This window comes from Inquilinus sp. OTU3971, assembly GCF_038440215.1.
In genome coordinates this window covers 1-2957 of record NZ_JASATH010000369.1, presented here as the reverse complement: position 1 = coordinate 2957, position 2957 = coordinate 1, and the positions used below count along the sequence as shown (strand labels likewise).

The following is a 2957-nucleotide window of genomic DNA, read 5'->3' as shown; positions in this document are numbered from 1 at the left end:
CCCGGGGGGGCCGGCCCGCCCCCGCCCCGTCCCCCGAGGAGGATCAGGCATGGCGAACCACGACCAGGGGTCCGAGAGCACCGTCAGCATGCGGACGATGGAGATCGTCGTCGCAGCTGTCCTGATGATCGTCGCCGTCGTGGTGATGGTCGACAGCCTGCGGGTCGGCATCGGCTGGGCCTATGACGGCCCGGAATCGGGCTATTTCCCGTTCTATGTCGGCGTCGCCCTGTTCCTGGCCAGCGCCGGCACGCTGCTGGTCAACCTGTTCGGCCGGTCGGCCGACCTCGGCGCCTTCGTCGGCCGGTCGCAGCTCAAGCTCGTGCTCAAGGTGCTGGTGCCGACCATCGTGTTCGTGGCGCTGATCGGCTTCACCGGCCTCTATGTCGCCGCGGCTCTGTTCATCGCCTTCTTCATGCGCTGGCTCGGCAGATACCCGGTCGCGAAGATCGTGCCCGTCGCGATCCTGGTGCCGGTCGCGCTCTTCCTGATGTTCGAGATCTGGTTCCTGGTGCCGCTGCCCAAGGGGCCGCTCGAGACCATGCTCGGCTACTAGCCGGCCGATCGGAACAACGACAGACCCGCGCGCAGCGGGCGAGGCGAAACGCTGGGAGGGACCGTTGGACGCTCTCTATTCTCTGATTCACGGCTTCGGCGTGCTCGCCGACCCGATGAACATCGTCTACATGTTCGTCGGCATCACGCTCGGCGTGCTGATCGGCGTCCTGCCCGGGCTGGGCGGCGCCAACGGCGTGGCCATCCTCCTGCCGCTCACCTTCGCCATGTCGCCGACCTCGGCGATCATCATGCTGTCCTGCATCTACTGGGGGGCGCTGTTCGGCGGCGCCATCACCTCGATCCTGTTCAACATCCCCGGGGAGCCGTGGTCGGTCGCCACCACCTTCGACGGCTATCCCATGGCCCAGCAGGGCAAGGCGGGCGAGGCGCTGACCGCCGCCTTCACCTCCTCCTTCTTCGGCGCCTTCATCGCCGTCGTGCTGCTGACCTTCCTGGCGCCGCTGATCGCCAGCTTCGCCCTGCGCTTCGGACCGGCGGAGTTCTTCGCGGTCCAGCTTCTCACCTTCTGCAGCTTCATCGGCATGGGGCGCGAGGCGCCGTTGAAGGTGATCGCCTCGATGATGCTGGGCTTCGCCCTGGCCGCGGTCGGCCTCGACACCGTCACCGGCCAGCTGCGCATGACCTTCGGCTCCACCGAGCTGCTGCGCGGCTTCGACTTCCTGATCGCGGTGATCGGCCTGTTCGGCATCGGCGAGATCCTGCTGACCATGGAGGAAGGCCTGGCCTTCCGCGGCAAGAGCGCGAAGATCAACGCCAAGGTGGTGCTGGAGGCCTGGAAGCAGCTGCCGAAATACTGGGTCACGGCGGTGCGCGGCGCGATCGTCGGCTGCTGGATGGGGATCACCCCGGGCGGCGCCACCCCCGCCTCGTTCATGAGCTACGGCCTGGCCAAGCGGTTCTCGCGCAACGGCAAGCGCTTCGGCCAGGGCGAGATGGAGGGCGTGGTCGCGCCCGAGACCGCGGCCCATGCCGCCGGCACCAGCGCGCTCCTGCCGATGCTGACCCTCGGCATCCCGGGGTCGCCGACCGCGGCGGTGCTGCTGGGCGGCCTCCTGATCTGGGGCCTGCAGCCCGGGCCGCTGCTGTTCGTCGAGCATCCCGACTTCGTCTGGGGCCTGATCGCCAGCATGTATCTCGGCAACATCGCCGGGCTGATCGTGGTGCTGACCACGGTGCCGCTGTTCGCCTCGATCCTGCGCATCCCGTTCAGCATCATCGCGCCGGTGATCATCGTCATCTGCGCGGTCGGCGCCTACACGGTCAACAACGCCCTGGCCGACATCAGCGTCATGCTGGTCTTCGGCGTCGTCGGCTACCTGTTCAAGAAGCTGTCCTATCCGCTGGCGCCGCTGGTCCTGGCCCTGGTGCTGGGCGACATGGCGGAAGGCTCGTTCCGGCAGGCGATGCTGTCGTCGCAGGGCAGCCTGTCGATCTTCTGGTCGAACGGCCTGGTCGGCGGCATCTGCGCCCTGGCCCTGGCGATGCTGTGCTGGCCGCTGATCTCGCTGGCGATCGCGCGGCTGCGCGGCGGCACCAAGCCGATCGTCGCCGCGGACTGAGGGACGGGGAGGGGACCGTGCTCGAGGCGCGGATCAGCACCCGGCTGGCGCTCTCACGCCTCGACGCGAATGACAGCTTCCGCGCCCAGGCCTATCTGGCGCTGAAGCACGCGATCTCGGCGATGGACCTGTACGACCATCCCGGCGAGATCCGGCTGGACGAGCGGCAGCTGTGCCGCGACCTCGGCGTCAGCCGCACCCCGATCCGCGAGGCCCTGACGGTGCTGGAGCAGGAGGGCTTCGTCCTGACCCTGCCGCGCCGCGGCATCTTCGTCCGGCGCCGGACCAAGCGCCAGATCGTCGAGATGGTGCAGGTCTGGGCGGCGCTGGAGAGCATGGCGGCGCGGCTGGCGGCGGCCCGGGCGACGGCGGCGGAGATCGCGGCGCTGCGCGGCCTGTTCGAAGGCTTCGAGGGCCGGCCGGCGGCGGAGATCGAGGGCTATTCCGACGCCAACATCGCCTTCCACCGGGCGATCGTCAGGCTCGGCGGCAACCGGCTGATCGTCGCCCGCACGGCCGACCTGTTCCTGCAGATCGACGCCATCCGGCGCCGCACCATCCGCGAGGCCGACCGCGCCGACCGCTCGATCCAGGACCATCTGCGGATCATCGAGGCGCTGGAGCGGCGCGACGCCGACCTCGCCGCCCGCCTCGACCGCGACCACACGCTGGGCCTGGCCGAGCATATCGAGCGGAACTGCCACTTCCTGGCGTGAGGGGGGCCGGGAACGATCGCGGGCAGGAAAGCGTACTCCCTTCCTGTCCCCCCTCCCCTTGCGGGAGGGGGGTAGGGGGAGGGGTGTGGGGGGGGGGCGCGCG

Annotated in this window: 3 protein-coding genes; all 3 read left to right on the top strand. The window is 69.5% G+C overall.

What is annotated here, in order from left to right; all coding sequences use genetic code 11:
- Nucleotides 1-49: 49 nt before the first annotated feature.
- Complete coding sequence (locus tag AAHM41_RS39710) at nt 50-556, top strand: tripartite tricarboxylate transporter TctB family protein (RefSeq protein WP_342242164.1); 507 nt, start codon at nt 50-52, stop codon at nt 554-556.
- Nucleotides 557-620: 64 nt separating this feature from the next.
- Complete coding sequence (locus tag AAHM41_RS39705) at nt 621-2138, top strand: tripartite tricarboxylate transporter permease (RefSeq protein ID WP_342242163.1); 1518 nt, start codon at nt 621-623, stop codon at nt 2136-2138.
- Between the two features lie 17 nt (nt 2139-2155).
- Nucleotides 2156-2854: a GntR family transcriptional regulator gene (locus AAHM41_RS39700; protein WP_342242162.1), complete on the top strand. Its 699-nt coding sequence runs from the start codon at nt 2156-2158 to the stop codon at nt 2852-2854.
- The last annotated feature ends 103 nt before the right edge of the window (nt 2855-2957 follow it).

Coding starts and splice junctions, on each gene's coding strand:
- AAHM41_RS39710 (WP_342242164.1), top strand. CDS start 50: ATGGCGAACCACGACCAGGGGTCCGAGAGCACCGTCAGCATGCGGACG.